The sequence below is a fragment of the Hominimerdicola alba genome (assembly GCF_900112155.1).
Lineage (GTDB): Bacteria > Bacillota > Clostridia > Oscillospirales > Ruminococcaceae > Hominimerdicola > Hominimerdicola alba_D.
Map to the genome: position 1 here is coordinate 32,560 of NZ_FOKQ01000028.1, position 24,134 is coordinate 56,693.

The following is a 24,134-nucleotide window of genomic DNA, read 5'->3' on the forward strand; positions in this document are numbered from 1 at the left end:
AATAAGTTAGTGAAGTGTGGTATAATAGTAAATAATTAATTATATCCATAGTTATGAATCTAAAAATTAATAATTGCTCTTTTTCAATTAAGGAGTGTTTTTATGAATATGAATAGAACGATAAAAAATACAGTTCTGATAGAAAAACTCACCCTGTTCTTTGGCGGATTTCTGCTGTTTACAGATGTCTTCTTCCTGCTTGTCGCCATATGCACCGATATGCCGCTGATGCGATATGTGGTCTATGTCAAGCTTGTCATCAACACCACAAATATCTATCTTATCCTGAAGAAGCATTATCTCGTATCAACGGTGATAATATGCACGGTGATTCTGGGATTTATGATAGTCGGGCTGGTATGCGTCGGCACCGAAGCGGCATTCCAGCTGTTTGCACTGGGAATGCTGGCGTGCATAAGCTACAGCGGTTATCTTCACAACAGGGTTCTTAAAAAGGAACTTCCTTTTGTACTTATGCTTGCAATCCATGTGGCTGTTTATACGGGAGGTTACATATATGCCCGTACCCACGAACCTCTTTACGATATCCCTAAACTTGCCGTGGATATACTTATAGCCTTTAACTCAGCGGCAACTTTCGGCATCGTGCTGATCTACATGGTGCTTTTCCACAATGTAGCTATCCGATCCGAAGAAAAGCTTGAACAGATGGCGCTGATAGACAATCTGACGGGACTTTACAACCGTCATTTCCTGCTTACTTCCATGGAACATATGGAGGTAGGTTCTCCCGAAGACCGCTGGCTGGCTATCCTTGATATCGATGATTTCAAAAAAGTCAACGACACCTACGGGCACAATTGCGGTGACTATATCCTGAAACAGATATCGTATATCACAAAAAAGAACTGCAAGGATTGTATAGTATGCCGATGGGGCGGAGAGGAATTTATAATACTTTCCACTATCCGAAATAATGAAAAAGATATACTGGAATCATTGAGACAGAAAATATCTGAGGAAGAATTCAGTTTTGAAAACCACAAACTCCATGTTACAGTCACCATAGGTGCGACCCATTATGAAAGCGGACTTTCAAATGACGGCTGGATATCAAATTCCGATGAAAAACTGTATTACGGCAAGACACACGGCAAGGATCAGGTGGTTCTGTGACCCGTGACAAAAGCCGATTTGTTCATATAATCTCATTGACTAAAGCGGTACTATATGGTATAATTATGCTATCAAGTTCAAAATCGGAAAGGATAGTTTTTTATGACTTACAAAGAAGAATTTATCAAGTTCATGGTTGACAGCGGAGTGCTGACTTTCGGTGAGTTCACACTGAAAAGCGGCAGAAAAGCTCCCTACTTCATCAACTGCGGCAACTATAAGACAGGCGCACAGCTGGCTAAGCTGGGCGAGTACTATGCTGAGTGCATAAAGGATAACGATATCCCCGTTGAGACACTTTTCGGACCTGCATACAAGGGCATCCCTCTGGCAGTTTCCGCTGTTGTGGCACTCAGCAACAAGTTCGGCTATGATGTTTCCTACTGCTTCGACAGAAAGGAAGCAAAGGATCACGGCGAGGGCGGTATGTTCGTTGGTAAGAAGCTGACCGACGGCGAAAAGGTGGTCATCATTGACGATGTTATGACTTCTGGCAAGGCGCTGGGCGAATCCATGCCCAAGCTGAAGAGTGCGGCTGACGTTAACGTAACAGGCATGGTCATCACTGTTGACCGTATGGAAAAAGCACTTGATACCGACTTCTCCGCAGTTCAGCAGGCGTATAAGGACTACGGTGTGAAGGTATATTCCATCGTTAATATCAATGATATCATCAAGGCTATCGAGGACGGCGTTGTTGAAGGAAAGGAGTACCTCGATGCAATGCGCGCTTACCGTGCGCAGTATGGTGCGGAGTACTGATATGTTTGGAAACAGTAATTTTCTCGGTTTCGTGCTTCTGCGCGATGCCGAATGGGATCAGGAAGCTTTTTTCAGCAGGCTGAAAGAGAAGTGGGATATCGAACCCAAGGATCTTGAAAACAAGGATGATGAAAAGATCTTCGTATTCAACGCAGGGGATTATCTTGTTTCTCTCGCGTATTACCCGACACCTGTACCCGATGGCGAGGCTGAACAGAATGCGATATTCAATTTTCTCTGGCCCGATGCACAGCAGGAAGTTGCAAAGCATACCGCTCAGATCGTTGTGAGCGTATGCAATGGCATGAGTGTCATGGAACGTGCGAAGACCTTTGTAAAAGTCTGCGAAAGCTGTATCGATGACAATACCATAGGTATCTACACAAACGGCACGGTATATGCTCCCGCTTTCTATCGCCAGAATGCGGAGTTATTAAAATCAGATGCTCTGCCTCTGCTGGACTTTGTCTGGCTGGGTCTTGCCAACGATGCTGGAAAACTTCGCGGATATACCATGGGTATGGAAAACTTCAAGAAGCTGGAGATGGAGTTTTTGAATTACAGCGGAGAGCCCCACGAATTCCTCAGCTTTATGCTGGCTATAGTCAGCTATATCGTTGAAGGCGATGTGATACTGGATGACGGCGAAACCATCGGTTTTTCAGAGGATCAGAAGTTTAATATCACCCTTTCCGACGGCATCGAATTCAATGACAGGAAGACTCTCAAGATCGATTGTAAATTATGAGAACAGCACTTTGTAAACAGAATAGTTACATTTTGAAATCATTTGTAATATAAATGTAGCCATATGTAATAGCTTTGTTCTTGTAAAAATCGCCTGTTTGTTCTATAATATCTATTGTAGAACAAAGAAAGAAAAGAATGAACACTAAGAAATTACTCTTAGCTCGTTTCATCCTCTCCAAAATTTTTACACAAGCAGGAGGCAGTCAATAGACTGCCTTTTTGTTTTATAGTAAACTATATACGCAAAAAAATAAATCGGTCGGGATATGTTTCCCGACCGATATCTTTAGGCATCAAATGCCGCATTCTTCATAATCTTTCCACTTTTCGTAGTGCTCTTTTTCCTCGAAGTATCTGTATACGATATACGCTGTTGACCCTACGACCAGCAACAGTGCACTCATCAAACACCAGAATGATTTTTTCTCTGAACGTTTCTTTTCCATTGTTTGCACATCCTCTCTCTGAGTTTTTATTATTATACTACATTCACAAAGCAAAGTCAAGTATTTCACATACTTTTCAGCATAAAGTATATTTATTTGAGTAAAAGTGCAAAAATTCCTCAAGGCATATGCCGCTTTCGGTGATAAGTTCGGCGGGTCTTCTGCCGACGTAGCGGTAATGCCAGGGCTCGAAATCTATGCCCGTGATGTGCTCTTTCATTCGGGGATAGCGGAGTATGAAACCGAATTTTCCTGCATTCCGCGAGAGCCATTTTCCAGCGGCAGTTTTGTGAAAATTCGGGTCGATATCATCGGAACCGTAAGTCCCCAAATCCGCCGCAAGACCTGTGCCGTGTTCACTGCAGCCCGGCAGCGCAAGAGTTTTACCGGTCTCTGCCACTGCCGCTGTGTAATCAAGCCCGATGCTCATGTGGCGGTTTATCTCTTTTTCCCAGAGCATCTGCTGATAGTCATCGGAGCGGTAGCCCGATATGACTTCTATCCCTATGCCATCGGATTCAGCTTCCTCCAGAAGTTTTTCAAGCGCAAGAGCTGTCTTCTCCTCGAAAAGCTTTCCGCCTGCCTCGCGGAGTTTCAGGGTGTCAGCCCAGCCCGGGGGTATAGGTTCAAATTTGTTTATTAGTATCAGGTAGTCCATAAGCCCCTCCTGTTCTGGTATAGTATATTCGCGGGGCGGGGGAGTTGTTACGGCTAGGCATAAAACAGCCTGTCCCGAATATACATTTACCGAGGTGGTTTTATGGGACTTAAAACAGTTTGTCTAAGGGCATTGCTTTGCATATTCGCGGTGTTTGTGGTACCCATGTGCATTTTCCACGCTGCGAAACACTCCGATAGCATTACGGCGGTATGCGAGGGTGCATCGAAGCTTCTCGTGATCGAGCGAGGGCATGACCAAAATATGCGGTCGCATACGCTCCCAGCTGGGGCAGAGATATCATCACATAGCTACTGGGATATCGCCCTTGCACAGACCGAGAGTGAGCCTGCAAGAGTCAGCGCGGAGATACCCAGTCCTCTCCCTGCGGAAGATGTAAGCGGCATGATACCCTATCCCGAAGACCTCACCGACCATGACGGCGCTATTCAGAAATACACCTATCAGCGCAGTGATGAGCCACAGTTCTTCGATATATCCACAGGCGGTCAGGTGCGAAACTGCACCCTCTACGACAATGCCGAACTCCTTGAACTCAGCGGTGAGGGTCTGCCATTTGATACGGACTTTTCCGATGGTGAGCCTGTGGTGCTCATCTACCACACCCACGCCACCGAGAGCTTCGAGCTTACGGACAGGGACTGGTACGACAGCGATTTTTACGGCAAGACCACCGAGCGTGACAAGAACATAATCTCCGTGGGGGACAGGATATGCGAACAGCTGGACGCGGCGAGGATACCCTATATCCATGACACCCTTGTCCACGATTATCCCAGCTATGACGATGCCTATTATTCCAGCCGCGAGGCGGTGCAGAAGATACTGGCGGAGTACCCTTCGATAAAGGTGTGCCTTGATATCCACCGCGACGGCATCGAGCGAAATGACGGCACCCGTATAGCCCCCGTAGCCGAGATAGACGGCAGGGAAGCGGCGCAGATAATGATAATATCCTGTGCCGATGACGGTAGTGGGAATATTCCGAATTTCCGCGAGAATTTCAGTTTCGCCTGCGCGTTTCAGTCTGAAATAGAAAACCGCTTTCAGGGTCTGACCAGACCTGTGCTTTTCGACACAAGGTACTACAATCAAGACCTTTCAAGCGGTTCGTTACTTATTGAAGTCGGCAGTCACGGCAACACACTGGCACAGGCGCAGTATTCGGGGGAGCTGCTTGGTAAAGCCCTGGCGGGGCTGTTTAATGGGTAGGATATGTTATCCGGTCACTCTTTCAATTCAAAAGATATTTTAGGATCCCCCTTTTTTCTCAGGATGAAACCAGTGACAAACACTTTATCATCCAGGATATAGACAGTACAGTAAGGTGAAGCCAGCACTTTTTCAGGAAATTTTCGCCCGACACTTATAGTACATTCCCGTTCGCCTTTGTCACGAAATCTGATATTCAGCAAGGTGTGATTGGGTTTGCTGCTTATACCTCCAGAACGAACATTAACGCGTATCCTGCGGTAGGAGATCACTTCACCCTCTGTCTTTTTTCCGTTTTCAATGATTTTTTTCACGCGCTTTATTCTGTATGTCATGCTAAGACCCATGAGAAAAAATGGAACAAAAAAGCCTATTGGATAGTGCAGGTTTTTACTGAGAACTGTCCAGCCGTCTTTTTCAGTGCAGACAAATAAAGCGGAGATCAATATGAGGAACACCGTTGCAAAAAAGTATGCGCCTATCTCCGCAGCGTGACATCTGCGAAAGCTGAAATCATAGTCATCAAGCGGGTTATTTATGACGGTATATTTGGTGGGTCTTTTCATGGTGTTGCTCCTTTTCAGCGCACACATCGGTTATTCGTATGAACTTTATTTCATAATTTATTGCGCTTGATTGGATTATACCACGTTCAACATCACAAGTCAACGTAAAAAAGAAAATGCTCAAAAAGTCAAGACAAAATAAAAAATCTGTGTTATAATATGACCATAGTAACGTTACTGATATTTTTCGGGAGGTGTTCTCATGGCGGAGGATAATGAGAGATTTGAACACGGGTTCACGACATTTGTTGCGGCGCTGGATTATATCGAATCTCATCTGTGTGAGGATATCTCACAGGAGGATATTGCGGCTGCCTGCTTTGTATCCTTGTCCTCGCTGCAAAAAGTCTGGAAGTACTGCACCCATTTCAGCCTGAAAGACTACATCTCAAAGCGCAGGCTTACCCTTGCGGGACGGCTTCTGCTGACCGAGGAAGTCTCTGTCCTTGAAGCCGCCATGAGATTCGGCTACAACTCCCATGAGGTATTCACCCGTGCTTTCACAAAAGTGTGGGGGATAGCACCCTCGAAGTTCAAAAAACAATGGAAAGGTGACTGCGGGCTTTATCCGCCCCTGAACCCCGAATATATTGAAAGGAATGAGCGTATGAGAGTCAAGAAATATGATATCAGTGAGTTCTACGATTATTTGAGGTCGCAGGCAGGGACTTATGTTCTTTGCTTTGACATTCAGAACCTTATGGTGATAAACGATACCCTTGGCAGAGATGCGGGTGACAAGGCTATACTTGAAGCTTTCCGCAGGATAAACGAAGCCGCCGATGAAAACATGATATGCCTGCGTCTTGGGGGCGATGAATTTGCCATGATAACGGAAAGCGATGACACCGAAAAAGTAACTGCTATCGCAGAAAATGTGCTTTCCCAGAACGGCGGGAAAGTACCCTACAGCGGGGGAGAAGTCGGTGTATCGGTGAGATGCGGCGCTATCAGGATAGGGGAGCATCTGAAATATTCGGTGCTGTGTAATGATTTTAACGCTGTTATGGAAAAGGCAAGGTTTTCGGGCAGGATAGAGTTTATGTAAGTGAGCTTTCGGGCTTTTATATTGGCGGAGCGCAGTACGTTTTTGTACTGCGCTTTTTGCGTTCATAAAATATTTACATCTATTTGATATAATTATTCCATATCATGTCAGGTTTTTGAAAATTCACCCGACTAACGTAAGTGAAAGCTTTCAGAAAATCGGAGGTACTTATGAACGATACAGAATTGATCGGGATGCTGCAAAGCTCTCCGCAGAGTGGTATGGCGGCGCTGATCAAAAGATACAGCGGGTATGTATTCAAGATAGTTTATACAAAGCTGGGCGGTCTTTATACCGAGCAGGATATGGAAGAAGCCGTCAGCGATATCTTTCTGAGATTCTACCGCGCGGGCGAAAAGGACGGTTTTCGGATACGCTCACTGAGAGGTCTGCTTTCTCTTATTGCCGAGCGCCATTGTATAGATGTTCTGAAAGAACTGGGAGAGCCCGATACCACTATATTTATCCGAAAATACTTTTTCGGTCAGAGGTCTTCCGATATAGCAAGAGAAATGAAAATGAATGCGAACACAGTTGATAAGCGGATATCCCGGGGGCTTGTGAGACTGCGCAAAATGTTAGAGGAGGGAAAATGATGGAAGAACGTCTTAACAAGATAGCCGAGAATATGACAGAAGAACAGGCTGAAGTCTTTGAGGACAGCTTTTCAGACTTCGGCGCAGATTCGTCAATTTCGGAAGAACAGACCGACCGTATACTCTCCTCTTTCATGAGAAAGGCGGGATTTGATATGAACGAGACAAACAGTATTATTTCACAAAACAGAGACATAAAAGTGGAAGCAACGGGTGTTACCAAAGTAAGATCAAACGCAAGGATACAGTTGAAGCGAAGCGGCGCCATCGCGGCTTGTATTGCGCTGCTTGCAGCGGGTGGTTTGGTGTTCTCACTGAAGAACAATATCAAGAGTGCGAACAGAGAAAATTTCAGTTACTCGGAAAAGGCGGATAAAAAAAGTGATGATACAGGTCTGCAAAACCTAAAGAAAAATGTAGAACAAAATACAGGGATGATATTAAAATTACGCAAAGCCTATCCCGATTGTATGGTACAAAGGATAAATGATGACAGATATTTGATCTACAACCACGCCGTTAAAAATGGGGGATCGGTCGATGCCCGGCTGATGATATATGATGTTCCGTCAGATTCAGTCATCAATACTATAAATACTGAGCAGTACGTGCTGTTTGATATGCAGCCCGAAAATAAAATTGCAACGTATGCTTTTATCATAGATGACGAAAATAAGGTCAGAGAATATCTGGCAACGATCTATGATGACAGCGGAAATGTTCTGTATGAGTATGATCTCGATTTGAATAACATTGATCATGAACCCGGAAGAATCGGAGAGCAGATAATGCCTTATCCTTCTCCTGACGGTAAAACATTATGTTTCAAGTATATCTGGATGGAAAGCGCGGGAGAATATGATAATGTGCAGCATTCAATTCTGTATTATGTAAGATATGAAGATCAGAAAAACATTATAAAGCTTGCCGGGGATGAATCCAATTCTGTTCGACCTAAGATCTCAAATGATCTTCTGCTTCTTGCATATTCAGATGATGATGGAATAAACAGAGCCTATCTGTACAGTTTATCCGATATGTCATCATCGTATGAGTTAAAGTGGTTAGAAACACTCAGTGAAGAAAAGTTTGAACAGCCAGGCAGATTTTCAGCAAACGGCAATTCTATCATCTTTATTGGGGAAGAGGACAATAAACTTAATATATTAAAGCCGGATGAAAACGGAGATATCAAGGTCGGAGATAAGTGCTGCTCAATTTTCGAGTATGATCTTTTTGATGAAGTAAAAGACGATAAGGCTTTTGCCTGCGTAACACAGGACGGTAAATATGCAGCAGCTGCCTGCATCACCGAAGATAACAAGATGATATCCACTCTGTATGAGATCAATGATGACGGGATCAACGAGCTGAAAACTATTGAAAAGGAACTTGAAGATACTGAATTCAGCTGCTTCGCATATGATTCCTTTGAGGATGATGTAAACTTAGGTTTCGATAGTAAAAAGGGTGTACTGACTTTGATACGCGTAAGACCTGAGGAAAAAGATCTGTACAATAATGAGGGTAACTGTGAAGTAAGAACTGATACAATAAACTTCTTTTAGTGATGCTTACCAAAATGTTTCTCCCGCATATAAAAAGTCCTCTGTCTGAAACAACAGACAGAGGGCTTTTTGCCTTATTTCTTTTTCTTCTTACCCAGCTTCATCGTCCAGTTGATAACAATGAAAAGTGCAACGATCAGAGTAATGAGTATTATTGCCAGAGCGGGATTCAGCAGCTTTTTGTACCTGTCCTCGGTGCTTTCGCCGGTGCGGGAGCTGTTGTCATTTTTATCTCCGTTTTCGCCCTTGGAGCGGATTACCTTTACAGTATAGGTATTCACCGTGCCGTCCTCGGCGGTGACGGTGGCGGTGATTATATTCTCGCCGTAATCAAGTTCTCCGCCTCCTGAGATAGTTACCATATCGGAAAATGCTGCCGCTGTTGCGTTGAGTTCAGCGGTCTCGCAGGAACTGTCAGCGTTGACGATATACTCGAAAGTATCGTAGGAAAATTCCGGGGAGAGTTCACCTGCGGTGCAGGTCAGCCCGATGAGGTAGCCCTGTACTACAGGCTGTTGTACCTGAGGTTCTTCGGTTATGTTGGTAGTATCATCGGTTGATTCAGATGCGGTCGAATCAGTAGGTACATTTTCGTATGTGCTGGCATCGTCAGGTACATCGGCGCTGTCATTCGTATCGGGAGTATCTTCGACTGCGGCATCAACATGGACGCTTGCGCTTGATGCGGGCTGTTCAAGTACCGAGCCGTCGGTCGAAAAAACATAGCCGTTGGTCAGGGTAAGGGCGCTGTCGCCCTCGTCTATGGCTGTGAAATTCAGCACACAGTCAATCACACCGCTGTCCTCACCGGGGAAGCTGTACAAGGTTATTAGTCCGCCGCCGCCCCATGCGTCGCCGCCGGTAAATTCGATAACGCTGTCATCGTATTCCAGTGACGAATTAAGATAGCCTATGTCGCTGTCGGATTCTATCCTTACGGTGACGGTGAAATTTTCACCCACCGCGGGTGTGCTGTTTACGGATATTGTATCGGTGGTATCAGCATATGCTGTCAGCTGCATCAGTGCGGCGGCAGCAATTGCGATGCCTAAAGCTGATATCTTCATTTTATTATCTCCTTTGCGGGAATTTTGACAACCCTATTATACACCATCACGGCGCCGCGGTCAACTGTTTTCAAAGTCTTTCATCATATTTTCAAAAAAGCTTATAGTGTCGGTAAGACCCGAACGGTTATAACGGTTGAGCCCATAAAGACATTCGCTGTCGTTCTTTATTATGTAGTTGGGCTTTTCTTCCACGCCCAGGGTGGCTTCAAAACTAAGAGCTTTCATGGTCTCCTCGGCTTCATCGCAGTAAAATCCGTAGGGGTAGGTAAATACGTTTGGTCTGAAACCGCAGTTGGTCTCAAACAGCTTTTGCAGACCGTCTATATCGCATATCAGGGCGTGTCGGTAATCGTCAGCGGATTCGCCCTCTTTTTTGAGTATGCCACGCCTTTCGCCGAGACTGTGCATTGAACAGCTGTGGTTGCAGAATTCGTATCTGCCGCTTTCACGCATTTCGGTGATGTCTTTCCAGCTGAGGTATGAGTACAGCGCTGACTGCTTTTCTCCGCTCTCCGATGCGTTTATCGTATAATCTCCAACAGCGGATATTGTCGCCTTGTAATCTTCTTTTTTCAGCAGCCCGTAAAGGTATTCGCGGTTGTTGTAAAAGCCGTCATCGAATGTCAAGATTATTGGCTTGTCAGGAAGTTCGCCGCCGTAGTTTACATAATTTATCAGGTCGTTTACGAATACGGGTGTAAAGTCTTTCTCCTTGAGATATTCTATGTCGCTTTCTATCTGGTCAAGACTGACCACGTATTCACCAAGGCAGTCATCATCAAGAGTTATGCTGTGATACATTATTATAGGGACTGGAACGCCGTTTTTCTGAGGTTTTTCGGGCCTGGTCTCCTGTGCAGCGAATGTGCTGGTTATTCCGGCACCCACGGCGATCACCGCAGGGAGCAGTATTGTCAGCAGTAATTTGTTCAGCTTTATCGTTTTGAACATTGTATCTCCTCCATGTCAACTGTTATATTTACAGCTTTTTTTAGTATATATGCCGTATCTGCAAAAAAAATTCAAAAAAAGCCGAATATAGGCTTGAAAAAATTGTGCAAATATGATATACTCTAAATATGTTGAAATGGTAAATTAAGCATTTTGATAAATTATTTAACGGGAGGATCCAGATATGAAGACGATCGGTACTAAACTGATGCTGATAATGTTTGTTGTGGCATTGATAATCATATCCGTTCTCGATGCTGTTGCGATAACCGCCATCAGCAAGACCACCAAGGATTCGGTGATGAGTTCTGCGGAACCCCTTTCGGTACAGGGCGTTAAGAACTTTGATAACTCCGTTCAGCAGTATATCACAGATATGTCCAGGTCTGTAAGATCATCCGATTTCAGCCAGGCTGCAGGTGAAGCGGGTATGGTAGAAGTCATAAAGAACGGTTTTCCCGAAAATGTCAGGGATAATATAACCTGTGCCATAATGGGCGCTGAGGGTCAGACTTTATTTTCCACCAATTCGGGGCTCACCGATATTATATCAAGGGAAGATATTGCTAATGCTGTGGGCTCCAATGAGACCCGCATCAGTGATCTTTATGTTGTTGACGGCGCTAACGGAAAGCAGCAGTACTTCTATATTCTCCAGTCAGCTTTCAGGGACGGCAAATATATAGTTGCAGCTTCCGTTATAGATACCTCTTCGCTGTATGATATTTTCTCCGCTTCGGAGATCGGTCACGAGGGTTTTGTTTGCCTTGTGGACAAGAACGGCAATATACTGATGCATACCGACAAGTCCGTGGGTCTGAAGCGTTTTAACCCTATAAAGGAAGAGGGCAATAACGAAGAATACAAATCTTTTGCCGAAGCTTTGAGACCTGTTTTAGCCGGCAGTGAGGATTCGGGCGAGTTCAAGCTTGATAACAAGAACTATGTTTTCGGCTCCTGTAATTCTGCTTATTTTGATTCAATAATGATCTACGCACTGACACCCGGCGATTTCATCGGCACTTCTACTGGTATGTTCAGGACCATCCTTATATGCGGCATAATACTTCTGCTGCTGACGGTATTTTCATCAATGTTCTTCTCCAGACGTCTTTCAAAGCCTATAGTATCCGCGACTGCTCGTATCCGTGAGCTTGCACAGGGCAATCTTTCCGCACCTGTTGACGTATGGTACTCAAAGGATGAGCTGGGTGTGCTGACAAGCTCGCTTGAAGAGACCATCGTATGTCTGAGACAGTACATCAACCTGATAACAGTTGCCCTCAACCAGATATCCGACGGCAACCTGTGCCACCGCATGGAGGGTACTTTCAAGGGCGATTTCCAGCAGATAAAGACCACATTCAACGATATCCTGAATTCACTTTCGGACACGTTCGCATCAATAAATACCGCCGCTGAACAGGTTAACACCGGCGCTGTACAGGTGTCCAACTCGGCGCAGTCAGTGTCACAGGGTTCAACTCAGCAGGCATCTGCGATAGAGGAGCTTTCAGTTACCCTGAAAGACGTTTCAAAGCAGGTAGAGCAGAACGCCAACGACGCGAAGAACGCAGACACCATCGTTACAAGAAATGCGGAAGCCATCGGCTCATGCAATGAAGATATGACCAGTATGCTGGGTGCTATCAACGAGATAAGGATATCCTCGGAACAGATATCCAAGATAATCAAAGTAATTGACGAGATAGCTTTCCAGACCAATATCCTCGCGCTGAATGCGGCGGTTGAAGCTGCCCGCGAGGGTTCAAAGGGCTTCGGCGTTGTAGCCGATGAAGTCAGACGTCTTGCTTCACGTTCCGCTGAAGCGGCAAAGCAGACAGCTTCACTTATCGAGAATTCCTCGGCGGCAGTACAGAAGGGCTCGCAGATCGCTGAAAAGACTGCGGAATCCCTTGGTAGTATAGTTGAGGGTTCGGAAGAGATACAGACCCTTGTAAAGAACATCTCGGAAGCTTCGGAAGCTCAGACAGAAGCTATCGCCCAGATAAATACAGGTCTCGGACAGATATCCACTGTCGTTTCAGCGAATACCTCGGCTTCAGTGGGCACAGCATCAGCCAGTGAGGAGCTTTCCAGCCAGTCGCTGATACTCAAGAACATGATAGCAAGGTTCAAGCTTGGCGAGGAACCAAAGGCTTCCAGCGGTATCTCAAAGTACGATTACGCTGTTCCCGAGGAAAATTCCTCGATACTCAAAAACCGAGTTATGCAGCTGACAGGCATGGATCTTGACGATGATGACGATCAGGCATTTTTAGACGATCTTGATGATAAATACTGACGAAGATAACAGAAAGGATATGATCAGTTATGAAGAGAAGGATAGGTATACTCACAAGCGGCGGCGACTGTCCGGGACTTAACGCAACTATCAGAGGTGTTGCCAAGGCTTGTTATGAAAAATTCGGCGACGACGTTGAGATAATCGGTATACACGATGGTTATTTTGGTCTGATAAACGGTCTCTGCAAAGAGATGAACCAGTCGGATTTTTCGGGCATACTCACCACGGGCGGAACTATCTTCGGCACAAAGAGAACACCTTTCAAGATGATGCAGGTAATTGAAGACGATAAGGTGGATAAGGTAAAGGCGATGAAAGCAACATACAAAAAGCAGAAGCTGGATTGTCTGCTGACACTGGGCGGAAACGGTACTCACAAGACTGCCAATCTGCTGAGTTCAGAAGGTCTTAACGTTATCGGTCTGCCCAAGACCATCGATAACGATATCTGGGGCACCAGCGTTACTTTCGGCTTCCATACCGCTGTTGATACCGCCACCGATGTTATCGACAGACTGCACTCCACTGCGAACTCTCACGGACGTATCCTTGTAGCTGAAATAATGGGCAATAAGGCTGGCTGGCTGACCCTCTATTCGGGCATTGCAGGCGGTGCTGATATGATCGTCATCCCTGAGATACCCTACGATATAGAAAAGCTTGCGGCTGCCTGCGAGCGCCGTGATTCCAAGGGATTCTCCATCATGGCAGTAGCTGAGGGCGCTTTCGATAAGGAAGAAGCCAAGATGAAGAAAAAGGAGCGTGCTAAACTCCGTGCTGAGCAGGGCATTACCACCGCTACCGCCCGCATAGCAAAGCAGATAGAGCAGATGACAGGCAGAGAGACAAGAGTATGTATCCCCGGTCATATGCTCCGCGGCGGAAGTCCTTCGGCTTATGACCGAGTTCTTGCCACAAAGTTCGGTGTACACGCGGCAGAGCTTGTTGCAAAGGAAAAGTATGGCTATGCTGTTGCGATGATAAAGGAAGTTGTATCGGAGAATAAGCTGGAAGACGTTGCAGGAAAGACGAAATTCGTGCCTGAGGACGACCAGATGGTGAAGTACGCAAAGGCATTGGGCGTTTCGTTTGGAGATAAATAATTGAACGTTGTGGAGCAAATTGAATAGCGTATAGCTGCTCAGTTGGATAAGGAGTGATATTATATTATGGAAGATAATATGGCTGTTATTGCAGTCGCAGGTTGTATTGCCGTTATACAAATCGTTCTAATTTTTACTATCTTGCAGATAAGCAATAAGCTAAGCGAGCTTATTGAAATTGCAGAAAAGCAGCAGGAAATTATCGAACGACAACAGGAAACGCTTAAAAAGCTTGATAAAAGTGTATTTGAGTTACCAGGCAAACTCCCGCGTCCTGCTGTTCAATCAACATATAATCCTAACAAGCATTATTAAATAAGGCACAAAGTGACGCGGCAACCGTGCTGTAAATAGCACAGCATACTAATGTCCATATAGGGCGCGGTAATATCAAAAACAAGAGCGTATGCAAACCTATTGCATACGCTCAAACTAAGTCCGTAAATATTGCCGCGCCTATTTGGTCGGAAGATTGCTTTGCTATTTATTGTTTTGTTGCAGCGTCACTTTTGCGCCTTGACCGAGAGGCTCTGCCTCTCGAGCTCTCCGCAAGCCTTTCGCGAAAGGCTTGAGCCAAAGCTCTCTTCTTTGGCAGTTTACGCCAGTTTGCCTTTTCTCATTCCGCAAATAATTTATGGAGGATAAACATGAACGAAGTAATTGAAAGATTTCTAAAATACGTAAAGATAGATACCCAATCCGATGAGGATGCGCAGATCCAGCCCAGCACTGCCAAGCAGTTCGACCTGGCAAGGCTGCTGTATCAGGAACTTACCGATATGGGTGCGAAGAATGTGTATCTTGACGAAGCGCATTGTTACGTATACGCAAGGATACCAGCCAATGACGGTGGTATGCGGTCGCATACGCTGGGATTCATCGCTCATATGGACACCTCACCCGAAGCATCGGGCGCAAACGTAAATCCCCGCATCATCGAGAACTATGACGGCGAAGATATCACCCTGAACGCAGAGCAGGATATAGTTTTGAAGACATCGGTCTTCCCTGAAATAAAGGATTATATCGGGCAGTCGCTTATCGTCACCGATGGCACAACTTTGCTCGGCGCTGACGACAAGGCGGGTGTTGCGGAGATAATGACCATGTCTCACCGTCTGCTTACAGACGACAGCATCAAGCACGGCGAGATAGCCATAGCTTTTACACCCGATGAAGAGATAGGCGCTGGTACTGACAATTTCGACCTTAAAAGGTTCGGCGCGGATTACGCCTACACCGTTGACGGCGGCGGCATCGGTGAGCTTGAATTTGAAACTTTCAACGCCGCATCTGCTGATATCACCGTGCGGGGCGTGAACGTGCATACGGGCGAAGCCAAGAACAAGATGGTCAACGCGGCACGAATCGCGGCGGAGTTTGACAGCCTTCTTCCCCCTGAGCAGAAGCCCGAATTCACCGAGGGCAGGGAAGGTTTCTTCCACCTTATGAACATCGAGGGAAGCACCGAGAGCGCCACACTTTCATACCTTATCCGCGACCATGACAGGGCTAAGTTTGAAGCCAAAAAAGACCTGATAGCCAAGCTTGCGGATATCCTGAATCTGAGATACGGCGAAGGTACAGTCACCGCCGAGGTCAAGGACACATACTACAATATGCGCGAGAAGATAGACCCCGATTTCATGTTCCTTGTGGAGAATGTTTCCGACTGCATGAAAAAGCTGGGTATCGAGCCCAGGATACAGCCTATCCGCGGCGGCACGGACGGTTCAAGCCTTTCATTCAAAGGTCTGCCCTGCCCGAATATTTGCACAGGCGGTCACAACTACCACGGCAGATACGAGTACTGCTGTGTTGAGTCCATGGAAAAGATATGCGACCTGCTTGTAATGCTGACTGAAACTTTGTAAGCGAAAAAGGCACTTCCCGCAACAGGGAAGTGCCTTTGATACTATCATGAACTTATTCGGGATCATACTCAAACTTCGGCATGGGCAGAAGCTTGTGGAGGTTTCTAGCGTGCATACCGTCGATGCGGGCTTTCAGTTCGGGCTTATCGGAAAGGTCGGTCTCCTTTCTGATATAGCTGTCAAGCTCGGCATAGGTGAAACCGAGATTATCCTCGTCGGTCTTTCCGCAAAGACCGTCGATAGGCGTTTTGTGAGTAAGCTCGTAGGGGAGACCCAGCTCGTCGCCCACAGCAATAACTTCGCGAACGCAAAGCTCGGAGAGGGGGCTGAAATCGCCAGCGGCATCACCGAATTTTGTAGAATATCCCACCCAGTCCTCAGACATATTGCAGGTGTTAACCACACGTCCGCCCACACAGGCAGCAACTGCGTAAAGGGTGGTCATTCTTATTCTCGGGGGAGTATTCACCCTTGCCTGTTCGGAGATATCAAGAGCGTTGCCCAGCTCACCAAGAAGAGCCGAAACTGTGCTGCCCACATTTATCTCATAGCTTTTGATACCCAGATGTGCCACCAGCTTTTTGCTGCAGTCAATATCGAACTGCTCGCCCTGGGGCATCAGCACGCCGATGACCCTGTCCTTGCCCAGTGCTTCAACGCAAAGCGCCGCAGCTACGGAGCTGTCCTTTCCGCCGGAAATGCCGATGACAGCATTTGTGGTGGGTGTAGCGTTTGCCTCAAAATACTCTCTTATCCATCTGATAACGTCTTCCTTGACCTTTTTTGCATCGAAATTGCTCATTGTCTAAGCTCCTCCCTTATCTTCATAAGTATTATCCCAAGGCGGTTCTCGCCTTGTCCGTTGACTTTTCCCCATATCCTGTCGCCCCAGCTGTTGCCCTCAACAAGCTCTTCATCCCCTGTGGCTGACAGCTTGCGGGCAAGGTCGTCATTCTGGGTGAATTTTGCCTTGCATATCTCGTACATCAGATCTGTCTTAACGTCTTCCCAGTCCGCCCGCAGGCTGACTTTTCTGCCTGCCTTTTTAGCAGCATCGGGGTCAAGCAATGCAAATCTCCTGCGCTCATCCTCGTCAAGAGTTTTCATCGCCTGAAATGCGGCTTCGTTGTTAAGATAGGTGATGCCATCATAAGTTACTTTGCTTTCGTAAAAATTGCTCAGGAAAAAATATTCATCTGTGAATCTATCGATCATACCGACACCTCTTTATCGGGTCACGCCTTTCGGTAAAGTCTCGATGTCCTGTGTGCCGCGGCTTCATCGAAAAGCTCTGTTTCCGCGAGCTTGCCTATCACTTTTTTTCTGAATCCCTGGGGGGAAAGATGTATCCCCGTGATGGCTTCATATGGCTGCTGGAGATCTGATATGGTGAAGTATTCGGGCATAAGTCCGAATATCATATCGTGATTTATCACCTCGTCACGCAGTTTCAGGAATGCGTCAAGTATCATTTCGCCGTGGTCGAATGCCAGTTTATCCGACCGCATACCTCCGCATGAATACTCGTATACAACCTCGCCGTCATCGTGAAGTTTCAGCGTAAGACCGTCTTCGGTATTGGTGGCTTCAAGGTCGAGCCAGTGGGCTGATTCAGCATCAGAGCCCGCCGCCGTGGAAAGTTCCACAGTGTTGGTCAGGGCGATGAAACAGCAGGAAATTATCCAGCCGCGGGGGTCTCGCTGTGGCTTGCTGTATACCCCTAGGTTTATCAGCTTGGGTTCGTTGACCCCGGCTTCTTCTTTAAGCTCTCTTATAGCGGCTTCCTCGATGGTCTCGCCCTTTCGCAGAAATCCGCCAGGCAGGGAATAGCTGCCCATGAACGGTTCTTCGCCGCGCCTTACCAGCAGAAGTTTCAGCTTTTTCGTGTCGAGGGTTTTCTTGTCCGCCGACTTGATACTGTCGATACCGAAGACCACAGCGTCTGCCGCCACTGATGGTCTGTCATAATTTTCAAGTGAATACAGGTCGCTCACCTCTCATTGTAACAAAAAGATACTAACTATTGGTTTATTACAATATACCACTTTTGCAGAGAAGTGTCAATATAAATATATTATGATATATAATTAAATTGCTTATCAGAGCAGATCTCCGCCTGTTTTGCTTTTGTACATCTCGTAAAGGCTCTTGTTCTGGTCGGCGGGATTGATATCAACGTCCTTGGCGTTGGCTTTCCAGCTGTTGTCATCGGGCAGTATACTGTAGGCGATGTTGTGCTGTATCCACTCGTAAGCCATATCCTCGGGTTCGCGGTAGCTTTCGCCGTCACTGCCGTGGATGGGGTGGATATCAGCCAGCGCACCGCATATAATAATCATATCCGCCTCGCAGGTGATCTTGTATGAATCAATTATCTTCCAGTTGTCGGGGGAGTATATTGCATTGTAGACCTCTCCGCCGTAAACAAAAGTGTAATTTGACTCCCAGCCGTCAACATCGGTAAGCTGCAATTCCTCGGCACTTGTCAGCAGAGCGGTCTCTTCCGCGGCTTCCTCGTTCATTTCGGTTATGACTTCCACAGTGTGTTCGGCAGATGAACTTTCATCTGCGGGAATTTCTTCTGCTTCTGAAATAACTTCCGTCGTGCTTTCGGCAGAAGTTTCAGTTTCAGTCACAGATGAATTTACAGCTTTATCTGAACTCACGTCACTTTTAGATACACCATCCCCGCAGGATGTAAGCAAACAACAGACAAAAGCCAAAAACAAAATTCTCTTTTTCATTCTTATCTCCTTAAATAAAATGAATAATGAACAAAAGGCGTCTCCAAAAAACTCATCGCCAAAGGCGATACCTTAATTATCCATTATTCATTATTTGTTATTTATTATTTATAGAGCCTGCGTTACTGCGCTTCTGATTCGTCTTCGTATTTTACGGGCTCGGTGGTAAGTCCCGGGTCGTTGGTCTCTTCACAGCGTGTGGTTATATCATCGACTATGCGCTGGTATATCTCAAAGTACTGGTCATAGTATTTCTGTGCCTCGTCCTTGCTGAGCCCCATGGTATCCTGTGGTATACGTATAGACATATACACATCATTTGGCATAAGCTCGTATTTAAGTTCCTCAGCCATTATCTTGGAATTGAAGCTGAAGCCTTGTTCGTCGATGTACTTGTTATCAGGGAAATCTTTGTCAAGGTCGGTCTTCATTACCGACATGAACTCGTCAGATGTGTGGGAATCGGTAATTACTATCATGCCCTCGCCTGTCTGTATCTCCGCAAGGAATTTCTGGGAATAGGTGTTTTTGGTCACCGCATCGATATCCTTGCTTATGGGTATCACTATGACTCCCACATGAACATAGCCGTTGCCGTCGATATCATCGGTGTACTTTTCAAAAAACTCCTCAAGTTCTTCGGTGCGAAGGCTGAGGTCGTTGTCTGTGATGACCATGATGCTGATATCGTCGCGCTTTCTTGTAGATTCGGAGTAGATCAGATAGCCCAATACCACCAGTGTGATAAATGAGAAGATCACGATAAATTTGTAGTGATACCAGAAATTTGCCACCGCCGCCATGCCGTGAGGCTTTTCATAAGCTTCGTCTTTCTTGGTAAACTCCGAATCCTCTTCGGATGTCAAGCCCGATTTCATTTTCAGCAGCTCGCGGCGCTCTTCCTCTATCTGGCGGCTGCGCTCTTTTTCTGCTTCACGCTGACGCTTTTCGCGGGCGGCTTCTTCTGCCGCGGCTTTTTCCTCTGCCTGCTGTTTTTTCAGCATTTCTTCCTCGGCGAGTTTTTTCTCGTACTCGAAATCCTCAGCGTCTACGTTCATATCTTCTATATTTAAATTCTTTTTTGACATTTTGCACTGACCTTTCAATAAAAAGATATCTGACTATCCATTTACCACACCACTTAAAATGCCGTATCAACAGGGATATATTATGTTGACGTTATATTCCTCTGTTCGCTGTTAAGTCAGGTGTGTCAGCGGGATAACCATAAAAAATATACATTAATTATAACCGAGAGTTATTGACTTGATATTAATTAATCATGAACTTAAAAACTCTCACAGAATTTTCACCCTATGTCCTGAAAAGGCTAATTTTTCATGGGTTGACAAATATGTACATAGATGTTATAATGTATGCGTGTAAATGGTTTTATTTGTCCGCCGACAAAAATATACATAACTCTCGTCGGACAAGCTTTATAATAGCTTAATAAACGGAGAAGATAAGCGAAAGGATAGAGGCTAAGTGAACTTAAAGAGTTTGGTGCGCGTCTTGTCTGTGTGGACTGCTGCTTTATCAGCGGCGGCTCTGCTTATGTCGGGACGTTTTATGCTCACCGCAAGTGCCTATGATTACAGCGTAATAAGCGGCAGTCATGCTTCGGGCGCAAATATAAGCGGATATGATTCCGCCATAGCGGTCAGCGTTACCGACCTTGGCGCAGACCCCACAGGTAAAAAGGATTCGTCTGCCGCTATACAAAAAGCACTTGACTATGCTAAAACAAAGGGCAGCAGCTCGGTACAGGTAAAGGTCATAGTACCCGAGGGCACGTACAGCATACGCAAAGGACTGTACGTAAGCTCCAATACATGGCTTTATCTTGATAATGCCACCCTGAGAAAGGATTTTTCGGGCGGCGTGCTTCTGATGAACAATACCGACGGCTGCGGCGGTTTCGACGGTGCGGAGAATATCATTATCGAGGGCGGCTGCCTTGACGGAAATACCGGGGGCGGCAGCGTGAAGGCTTTTTCTGCCATACGTATGGGTCATCTTCATGATCTATGGGTAAAGAACGTCGAATTCAAGGACAACTATAACTGCCATATGCTGGAGCTGGGCGGCATCAAGAATGTCACCATCGAGGGCTGCAGCTTCCATGAGTACTACGGACAGAAGTACAAGGAGGCTATACAGTTCGATGTCCTCAATAATGCCAACCTTTTCGACGGCTACGCACCTTTTGATGATACTCCATGCGATAACGTGATCATACAGAATAACAGCTTCTACGACCTTATGAGAGGTATGGGTTCTCATTCCGCCACGGTTGGAAAGTACTATACCAATTTCTATATCGCGGGCAATACTTTCAGTAATATATACGATACCGCCATCATCATGCAGAATTACCGCTGCTGTTCCATCGAGAACAACAGTATGACAGGTGTGGGCTGCGGTATTGATTTCAAAAACATGACTTATCTGGAATATTCCGGATATAATACACCTGTGGCAGGCTATGACGGCGTTTATGACAGGATAAACGATTTTTCTGATATCGTTATAAACAACAACACCATCAGCGCAAATGCAACAGGCTACTGCGATAAGCCTTTCGGCATAAGCCTCTATGGCAAGATGGTGCAGAACAGCAGTCTGCCTGACCACGACTACAAGGTCAGCGGAGTGCATATAAGCTCAAACAATATCACCAGTTCGGGATCGGCTGTTCAGATGAACGATGCGACCGGCGTTTTCGTGGATTCAAATGTCATCGGTACACCTACCGACGGCGAAAAGAGCGGAAGCAATCTGGTGAGCCTTAAATTCTCCAACGATGTCACCGTAAGCGGCAACAGCATCATCGGCAGTTCAGCTGACGCTATAGCAGTTTTAGGCGGCACCGGCGGGGTAGTCAAGAAGAATTCCTGTCTTTACAGCGCCGGCAGCGGTATCTCGGCGGATAAGAGCGCCGAGGTCACCATATCGGGCAATACCGTTGAAAATTCTTCCCAGAGCGGTATCTATATCGCGGGCAAAGCCAAAGCCGATGTCAGCAAAAACACTGTCAAGGCAAGCTACAGCGGCGTTGCAGTTGAGGGTGCTTCGGGCATACACGTAACCGATAACACGATAAACGGCTGTACCGAGTACGGCATATTTGCAGGTGATGGTTCCAGCGCTTATGTTAATGCCAATACTTTTGTAGAAAATAAAGGCGTAAACTATAAAGGCGGCGTATACGCTATGCCTGTGACCTCTTTTGCGGCTGACGGCGTTTACGGCGACCATGTTCAGCTCTCATGGAAGAGCAAAGGCGGCTCCGACGGCTTCTCCATAAAGCGCAGACTTGCAGGCAGCGAGGAAGATTTCACCGAGGTAGCACAGGTGTCAACACCATCGTTCTCCGATGAATCTCTGCCACAGAACACCATGTTTGAGTACAGGATAGACTCTCTGCTTGACACAGGTGATGCAGTTACCGAGAGCAGTTCAAAGGTGCTGAATGTAAGAACAAAGGCTTCACTCAGCGCTTGTACATGCGATATAAGACCTGTTTATAAGTTCACCGGCAGGCACATCGAGCCAGATATAAACGTGACTCTTCGAGGAACGAAGCTTGTGCGCGGTGTTGATTACATCATCAAGTACTACAACAATATCTCTGCCGGCACAGCCACAATTTCGGTTACGGGCTGCGGAAATTATTACGGATTTAAGGAATTCGACTTTGTGATAAGTCTTTCGGGCGGATATGTTCTTCCTGAAAAGGCATCGGACGCTGTTAATTTTGCAGGTGACAGCATTGAACGTTATGAAGTTCTTGCTTTTACACCCGACAGCATGCCGAAGTTCACAGCACCTATAGCAAACCATGATAGTGACAGACCTTTGGTTGCGGATATAAATTCAGCGAAGAATACTGATGAGCTGAGGATAGTATCCAGAAGAATGGCAAATTCGGCTGTAATGCCTTGTTTTGATGCGTGGTATTAAAATAGCTAACTAGAGGAAAACTGCCAAGGAGGGGAGCTTTATCTGACTAGCGCTAAAGAAGTAATCTATTCATACCGAAATAATTGATACAGACGATATACAGCGGATCAACAGCCACATCTTCGGATGTGGCTGTTTAGATGTAACCTAAAACGCAAGGCTAATTAGTGGTTATGATTAAAGTAATTTGGATTTTGTTTTCTTGATAAAAATTTCTATTATTTATAAACATTGCATAGCTCAACTCAATTCTACCAGAAAATTGCGTGATAATTTGACAATTCAAAAAATTTAGTATGATTTTAGCTTGACAATTAAGTTGTCATTTGCTATACTATTAACCAATGAAGTGCTTCATATAATTCTCATACTGGTGTTAAAAAGTGATCACCAGTTTATAACACTATAAAACTATAGCAAAACAACGGAGGATATTATAATGAATATCGTAAAAAGGATTAAAGCATTTGGTGTTGCTGTATTAATGATGACTTCTATCTCAACTATATCGGCTATGGGTGCATCTTCATATGATAAAGAGAAGACAATATATAAAAACTATGGAGATATTGATATTGAAAAAGGAAGCTATTCAGGTGGGGATAGAATTTATTTACATGAATATTTCAGCTACAGCAACAAGACCAACACTGTAGAGGCTTATCTGAGTGGAACTGATTTGGATAATTATTATACTTTCAGGAGTGCATACAGAATAAATGGAAGAACCTATGACTCTACAAGTGGGAAAAACAAATCTGATGAGAGAGAAAAAAGTGAAAGGCAGGAAGAAAAGTGGTTTAGTTATGACAAAAAGGTTAAAGGCAAGAAGATGGCATGGGTTAACATGAGAGGATATACTTATGCCTGCAAAAATGGTGGCTGTACAAACAGAGCCGATCTCAAGCTTACAATGGGATAATAAGATTGTCTGAGAGAAAAAACGACTGACTACACAGGGATACGCATTTTAGCGAATCTGTTACATCAGATAAAGGAATCTCCTTCTTGACATAATTAGTCTCTCCTCAACAAGCCTCTAAAATCCATGGCATACCGGCTGGCGATATGAGAAGCGAATATTTATCACTATTTTCCAGAAGCGCAAAAGCATCGCCGCCAGGCGGTCGATGTTCATTGCGATAACGCTGAGAACTATCGATGCTCTTGTTGTGTCTTCTCTTTTTGTGAGCAGCAGACCAAGACCGAATTTGCGCTTTGCGAGACTGAACTTACGCTCCACTTCGATCCTGTCGGTATTATCTTTATATGCTGCCTTCTTTTCAGCCTTGCTGTCGGCGTAATTCTTCGGTCTTCCGAGTTTTTTGCCTGAAATACGTATGCCGTGACCGCT

24 protein-coding genes are annotated in these 24,134 nt (G+C 45.6%); 13 read left to right on the forward strand and 11 right to left on the reverse strand.

Annotated elements, in window-relative coordinates:
* The first annotated feature begins 102 nt into the window (after positions 1-102).
* The 3 genes from BM265_RS14125 to BM265_RS14135 all read left to right on the forward strand — a co-directional run bounded on the left by BM265_RS14125 (position 103) and on the right by BM265_RS14135 (position 2,647).
* Positions 103-1,137 (forward strand): GGDEF domain-containing protein, encoded by a 1,035-nt coding sequence (locus BM265_RS14125; protein WP_242940858.1) that lies wholly within the window; start codon positions 103-105, stop codon positions 1,135-1,137.
* A 102-nt stretch (positions 1,138-1,239) separates the two neighbouring features.
* Positions 1,240-1,899, forward strand: coding sequence for an orotate phosphoribosyltransferase (gene pyrE, locus BM265_RS14130; RefSeq protein WP_074828844.1), 660 nt, complete (start codon positions 1,240-1,242; stop codon positions 1,897-1,899).
* A 1-nt stretch (position 1,900) separates the two neighbouring features.
* The gene (locus BM265_RS14135; protein WP_074962523.1) at positions 1,901-2,647 is read left to right on the forward strand and encodes a DUF4261 domain-containing protein; all 747 of its coding nucleotides are present in this window, start codon (positions 1,901-1,903) and stop codon (positions 2,645-2,647) included.
* A 295-nt stretch (positions 2,648-2,942) separates the two neighbouring features.
* On the opposite strand, the gene BM265_RS20145 is transcribed toward BM265_RS14135, so the two are convergent.
* The gene (locus tag BM265_RS20145) at positions 2,943-3,095 is read right to left on the reverse strand and encodes a hypothetical protein (RefSeq protein WP_170844230.1); all 153 of its coding nucleotides are present in this window, start codon (positions 3,093-3,095) and stop codon (positions 2,943-2,945) included.
* Between the two features lie 76 nt (positions 3,096-3,171).
* On the reverse strand, positions 3,172-3,753 hold the full coding sequence (locus tag BM265_RS14140) for a M15 family metallopeptidase (RefSeq protein ID WP_074962525.1): 582 nt from the start codon (positions 3,751-3,753) through the stop codon (positions 3,172-3,174).
* Positions 3,754-3,855: 102 nt separating this feature from the next.
* Here BM265_RS14140 and spoIIP point away from each other — a divergent pair, with 102 nt between their 5' ends.
* The gene (gene spoIIP, locus BM265_RS14145) at positions 3,856-4,986 is read left to right on the forward strand and encodes a stage II sporulation protein P (RefSeq protein ID WP_074962527.1); all 1,131 of its coding nucleotides are present in this window, start codon (positions 3,856-3,858) and stop codon (positions 4,984-4,986) included.
* Between the two features lie 14 nt (positions 4,987-5,000).
* Here the strand turns inward: spoIIP and BM265_RS14150 are convergent, their stop codons facing one another.
* Positions 5,001-5,552: a hypothetical protein gene (locus BM265_RS14150; RefSeq protein ID WP_074962529.1), complete on the reverse strand. Its 552-nt coding sequence runs from the start codon at positions 5,550-5,552 to the stop codon at positions 5,001-5,003.
* Between the two features lie 202 nt (positions 5,553-5,754).
* Here BM265_RS14150 and BM265_RS14155 point away from each other — a divergent pair, with 202 nt between their 5' ends.
* The 3 genes from BM265_RS14155 to BM265_RS14165 all read left to right on the forward strand — a co-directional run bounded on the left by BM265_RS14155 (position 5,755) and on the right by BM265_RS14165 (position 8,764).
* On the forward strand, positions 5,755-6,600 hold the full coding sequence (locus BM265_RS14155; protein WP_074962530.1) for a helix-turn-helix domain-containing protein: 846 nt from the start codon (positions 5,755-5,757) through the stop codon (positions 6,598-6,600).
* A gap of 170 nt (positions 6,601-6,770) precedes the next feature.
* Positions 6,771-7,196 (forward strand): sigma factor-like helix-turn-helix DNA-binding protein, encoded by a 426-nt coding sequence (locus BM265_RS14160; protein WP_074962531.1) that lies wholly within the window; start codon positions 6,771-6,773, stop codon positions 7,194-7,196.
* On the forward strand, positions 7,196-8,764 hold the full coding sequence (locus BM265_RS14165; protein WP_074962532.1) for a TolB-like translocation protein: 1,569 nt from the start codon (positions 7,196-7,198) through the stop codon (positions 8,762-8,764). The genes BM265_RS14160 and BM265_RS14165 overlap by 1 nt, the downstream gene beginning before the upstream one ends.
* 74 nt (positions 8,765-8,838) lie before the next feature.
* On the opposite strand, the gene BM265_RS14170 is transcribed toward BM265_RS14165, so the two are convergent.
* Both BM265_RS14170 and BM265_RS14175 read right to left on the reverse strand, forming a co-directional pair.
* Positions 8,839-9,831, reverse strand: coding sequence for a cadherin-like beta sandwich domain-containing protein (locus BM265_RS14170; RefSeq protein ID WP_074962537.1), 993 nt, complete (start codon positions 9,829-9,831; stop codon positions 8,839-8,841).
* 60 nt (positions 9,832-9,891) lie between these two features.
* On the reverse strand, positions 9,892-10,785 hold the full coding sequence (locus BM265_RS14175) for a polysaccharide deacetylase family protein (RefSeq protein WP_074962539.1): 894 nt from the start codon (positions 10,783-10,785) through the stop codon (positions 9,892-9,894).
* A 184-nt stretch (positions 10,786-10,969) separates the two neighbouring features.
* Between BM265_RS14175 and BM265_RS14180 the strand changes: the two genes are divergently transcribed.
* The 4 genes from BM265_RS14180 to pepT all read left to right on the forward strand — a co-directional run bounded on the left by BM265_RS14180 (position 10,970) and on the right by pepT (position 16,070).
* Positions 10,970-13,090, forward strand: a complete 2,121-nt coding sequence (locus BM265_RS14180) for a methyl-accepting chemotaxis protein (protein WP_074962541.1) — start codon at positions 10,970-10,972, stop codon at positions 13,088-13,090.
* Positions 13,091-13,119: 29 nt separating this feature from the next.
* On the forward strand, positions 13,120-14,196 hold the full coding sequence (locus BM265_RS14185; RefSeq protein WP_074962542.1) for a 6-phosphofructokinase: 1,077 nt from the start codon (positions 13,120-13,122) through the stop codon (positions 14,194-14,196).
* Between the two features lie 66 nt (positions 14,197-14,262).
* Entirely contained in the window at positions 14,263-14,511 is a 249-nt protein-coding gene (locus tag BM265_RS14190) for a hypothetical protein (protein ID WP_074962544.1), read from the forward strand.
* Positions 14,512-14,843: 332 nt separating this feature from the next.
* Positions 14,844-16,070, forward strand: coding sequence for a peptidase T (pepT, locus tag BM265_RS14195; protein WP_074962546.1), 1,227 nt, complete (start codon positions 14,844-14,846; stop codon positions 16,068-16,070).
* 52 nt (positions 16,071-16,122) lie between these two features.
* Here pepT and nadE read toward each other — a convergent pair whose 3' ends face one another.
* The 5 genes from nadE to BM265_RS14220 form a co-directional block, all read right to left on the reverse strand.
* Positions 16,123-16,872, reverse strand: coding sequence for an NAD(+) synthase (gene nadE, locus BM265_RS14200; RefSeq protein WP_074962548.1), 750 nt, complete (start codon positions 16,870-16,872; stop codon positions 16,123-16,125).
* Complete coding sequence (locus tag BM265_RS14205; RefSeq protein ID WP_074962550.1) at positions 16,869-17,285, reverse strand: NADAR family protein; 417 nt, start codon at positions 17,283-17,285, stop codon at positions 16,869-16,871. The genes nadE and BM265_RS14205 overlap by 4 nt, the downstream gene beginning before the upstream one ends.
* Before the next feature lie 20 nt (positions 17,286-17,305).
* Positions 17,306-18,064, reverse strand: coding sequence for an NUDIX hydrolase (locus BM265_RS14210; protein WP_074962553.1), 759 nt, complete (start codon positions 18,062-18,064; stop codon positions 17,306-17,308).
* A gap of 105 nt (positions 18,065-18,169) precedes the next feature.
* On the reverse strand, positions 18,170-18,706 hold the full coding sequence (locus BM265_RS14215) for a hypothetical protein (RefSeq protein WP_207646988.1): 537 nt from the start codon (positions 18,704-18,706) through the stop codon (positions 18,170-18,172).
* A gap of 230 nt (positions 18,707-18,936) precedes the next feature.
* Positions 18,937-19,902 (reverse strand): hypothetical protein, encoded by a 966-nt coding sequence (locus BM265_RS14220; RefSeq protein ID WP_074962559.1) that lies wholly within the window; start codon positions 19,900-19,902, stop codon positions 18,937-18,939.
* A gap of 469 nt (positions 19,903-20,371) precedes the next feature.
* On the opposite strand from BM265_RS14220, the gene BM265_RS14225 reads away from it, so the two are divergent.
* Positions 20,372-22,780, forward strand: coding sequence for a right-handed parallel beta-helix repeat-containing protein (locus tag BM265_RS14225; RefSeq protein WP_242940859.1), 2,409 nt, complete (start codon positions 20,372-20,374; stop codon positions 22,778-22,780).
* A 439-nt stretch (positions 22,781-23,219) separates the two neighbouring features.
* A complete protein-coding gene (locus BM265_RS14230) occupies positions 23,220-23,702 on the forward strand; it encodes a hypothetical protein (RefSeq protein ID WP_074962562.1) in 483 nt (160 codons plus the stop codon).
* Between the two features lie 117 nt (positions 23,703-23,819).
* Here BM265_RS14230 and BM265_RS14235 read toward each other — a convergent pair.
* Positions 23,820-24,134: transposase (locus BM265_RS14235; protein WP_143098734.1), on the reverse strand; the 315-nt coding region annotated here is incomplete at its 5' end.

Coding starts and splice junctions, on each gene's coding strand:
- BM265_RS14125 (WP_242940858.1), top strand. CDS start 103: ATGAATATGAATAGAACGATAAAAAATACAGTTCTGATAGAAAAACTC.
- pyrE (WP_074828844.1), top strand. CDS start 1,240: ATGACTTACAAAGAAGAATTTATCAAGTTCATGGTTGACAGCGGAGTG.
- BM265_RS14135 (WP_074962523.1), top strand. CDS start 1,901: ATGTTTGGAAACAGTAATTTTCTCGGTTTCGTGCTTCTGCGCGATGCC.
- BM265_RS20145 (WP_170844230.1), bottom strand. CDS start 3,095: ATGGAAAAGAAACGTTCAGAGAAAAAATCATTCTGGTGTTTGATGAGT.
- BM265_RS14140 (WP_074962525.1), bottom strand. CDS start 3,753: ATGGACTACCTGATACTAATAAACAAATTTGAACCTATACCCCCGGGC.
- spoIIP (WP_074962527.1), top strand. CDS start 3,856: ATGGGACTTAAAACAGTTTGTCTAAGGGCATTGCTTTGCATATTCGCG.
- BM265_RS14150 (WP_074962529.1), bottom strand. CDS start 5,552: ATGAAAAGACCCACCAAATATACCGTCATAAATAACCCGCTTGATGAC.
- BM265_RS14155 (WP_074962530.1), top strand. CDS start 5,755: ATGGCGGAGGATAATGAGAGATTTGAACACGGGTTCACGACATTTGTT.
- BM265_RS14160 (WP_074962531.1), top strand. CDS start 6,771: ATGAACGATACAGAATTGATCGGGATGCTGCAAAGCTCTCCGCAGAGT.
- BM265_RS14165 (WP_074962532.1), top strand. CDS start 7,196: ATGGAAGAACGTCTTAACAAGATAGCCGAGAATATGACAGAAGAACAG.
- BM265_RS14170 (WP_074962537.1), bottom strand. CDS start 9,831: ATGAAGATATCAGCTTTAGGCATCGCAATTGCTGCCGCCGCACTGATG.
- BM265_RS14175 (WP_074962539.1), bottom strand. CDS start 10,785: ATGTTCAAAACGATAAAGCTGAACAAATTACTGCTGACAATACTGCTC.
- BM265_RS14180 (WP_074962541.1), top strand. CDS start 10,970: ATGAAGACGATCGGTACTAAACTGATGCTGATAATGTTTGTTGTGGCA.
- BM265_RS14185 (WP_074962542.1), top strand. CDS start 13,120: ATGAAGAGAAGGATAGGTATACTCACAAGCGGCGGCGACTGTCCGGGA.
- BM265_RS14190 (WP_074962544.1), top strand. CDS start 14,263: ATGGAAGATAATATGGCTGTTATTGCAGTCGCAGGTTGTATTGCCGTT.
- pepT (WP_074962546.1), top strand. CDS start 14,844: ATGAACGAAGTAATTGAAAGATTTCTAAAATACGTAAAGATAGATACC.
- nadE (WP_074962548.1), bottom strand. CDS start 16,872: ATGAGCAATTTCGATGCAAAAAAGGTCAAGGAAGACGTTATCAGATGG.
- BM265_RS14205 (WP_074962550.1), bottom strand. CDS start 17,285: ATGATCGATAGATTCACAGATGAATATTTTTTCCTGAGCAATTTTTAC.
- BM265_RS14220 (WP_074962559.1), bottom strand. CDS start 19,902: ATGTCAAAAAAGAATTTAAATATAGAAGATATGAACGTAGACGCTGAG.
- BM265_RS14225 (WP_242940859.1), top strand. CDS start 20,372: ATGTCGGGACGTTTTATGCTCACCGCAAGTGCCTATGATTACAGCGTA.
- BM265_RS14230 (WP_074962562.1), top strand. CDS start 23,220: ATGAATATCGTAAAAAGGATTAAAGCATTTGGTGTTGCTGTATTAATG.